The sequence below is a fragment of the Aliibacillus thermotolerans genome (assembly GCF_027853235.1).
GTDB lineage: Bacteria > Bacillota > Bacilli > Bacillales > Marinococcaceae > Aliibacillus > Aliibacillus thermotolerans.
The window spans coordinates 1-1,962 of record NZ_WKJG01000090.1 but is presented as its reverse complement, the minus strand read 5'-3'; the positions used below and the strand labels follow the sequence as shown (position 1 = coordinate 1,962).

At 54.2% G+C, this 1,962-nt stretch carries 1 rRNA gene; it reads right to left on the bottom strand.

Annotation, left to right across the window (positions count from 1 at the left end):
* Positions 1-2: 2 nt before the first annotated feature.
* Positions 3-1,962: ribosomal RNA gene (locus tag GJS40_RS12840) — 23S ribosomal RNA — on the bottom strand; the annotation flags it as partial.

Genomic DNA, 1,962 nt, shown 5'->3' with positions numbered 1-1,962 from the left:
GTTTGGATAAGTCCTCGACCGATTAGTATCTGTCAGCTTCACGTGTCACCACGCTTCCACCTCAGACCTATCTACCTCGTCATCTTCAAGGGGTCTTACTCTGACAAGATGTCAGATGGGAAATCTCATCTTGAGGGGGGCTTCATGCTTAGATGCTTTCAGCACTTATCCCTTCCACACGTAGCTACCCAGCGGTGCTCCTGGCGGAACAACTGGTACACCAGCGGTGTGTCCATCCCGGTCCTCTCGTACTAAGGACAGCTCCTCTCAAATTTCCAACGCCCACGACGGATAGGGACCGAACTGTCTCACGACGTTCTGAACCCAGCTCGCGTACCGCTTTAATGGGCGAACAGCCCAACCCTTGGGACCTACTCCAGCCCCAGGATGCGATGAGCCGACATCGAGGTGCCAAACCTCCCCGTCGATGTGAACTCTTGGGGGAGATAAGCCTGTTATCCCCAGGGTAGCTTTTATCCGTTGAGCGACGGCCCTTCCATGCGGAACCGCCGGATCACTAAGCCCGACTTTCGTCCCTGCTCGACTTGTAGGTCTCGCAGTCAAGCTCCCTTTTGCCTTTGCACTCTGCGAATGATTTCCAACCATTCTGAGGGAACCTTTGGGCGCCTCCGTTACTGTTTAGGAGGCGACCGCCCCAGTCAAACTGCCCGTCTGACACTGTCCCTGAACCGGGTCACGGTTCGAGGTTAGAATGTCAGCACAGCGAGGGTAGTATCCCACCGACGCCTCCACCGAACCTAGCGGTCCGGTTTCCAAGGCTCCTACCTATCCTGTACAAGCTGTACCGACATCCAATATCAAACTACAGTAAAGCTCCATGGGGTCTTTCCGTCCTGTCGCGGGTAACCTGCATCTTCACAGGTATTATAATTTCACCGGGTCTCTCGTTGAGACAGTGCCCAAGTCGTTGCACCTTTCGTGCGGGTCGGAACTTACCCGACAAGGAATTTCGCTACCTTAGGACCGTTATAGTTACGGCCGCCGTTTACTGGGGCTTCAGTTCTGCGCTTCGCGTAAACGCTAACGCTTCCCCTTAACCTTCCAGCACCGGGCAGGTGTCAGCCCCTATACTTCGCCTTGCGGCTTCGCAGAGACCTGTGTTTTTGATAAACAGTCGCTTGGGCCTATTCACTGCGGCTTGATCAGGCATACACCCGATCAAGCACCCCTTCTCCCAAAGTTACGGGGTCATTTTGCCGAGTTCCTTAACGAGAGTTCTCCCGAGCGTCTTAGAATTCTCATCCCACCTACCTGTGTCGGTTTACGGTACGGGCACCACTTCCCTCGCTAGAGGCTTTTCTTGGCAGTGTAGGATCGGGAACTTCGGTACTATCTTTCCCTCGCCATCACCGCTTGGCATGGTTGATGGACGGATTTGCCTATCCATCTGCCTCACGGCTTGGACGCGCATTTCCAACCGCGCGCTTGCCCTACCTTCCTGCGTCCCCCCATCGCTCAAACGGGAAGGAGGTGGTACAGGAATTTCAACCTGTTTTCCATCGCCTACGCCTTTCGGCCTCGGCTTAGGTCCCGACTTACCCTGAGCGGACGAACCTTCCTCAGGAAACCTTAGGTTTTCGACGGAAGGGATTCTCACCCTTCTTTTCGTTACTCATACCGGCATTCTCACTTCAAAGCGCTCCACCGCTCCTCACGGTACGGCTTCAACGCCCTTTGAACGCTCCCCTACCATGCACACCATATGGTGTGCACCCGCAGCTTCGGTGATACGTTTAGCCCCGGTACATTTTCGGCGCAGAGTCACTCGACTAGTGAGCTATTACGCACTCTTTCAATGATGGCTGCTTCTAAGCCAACATCCTAGTTGTCTAAGCAACTCCACATCCTTTTCCACTTAACGTATACTTTGGGACCTTAGCTGGCGGTCTGGGTTGTTTCCCTCTTGACTACGGATCTTAGCACTCGTAGTCTGACTCCCGG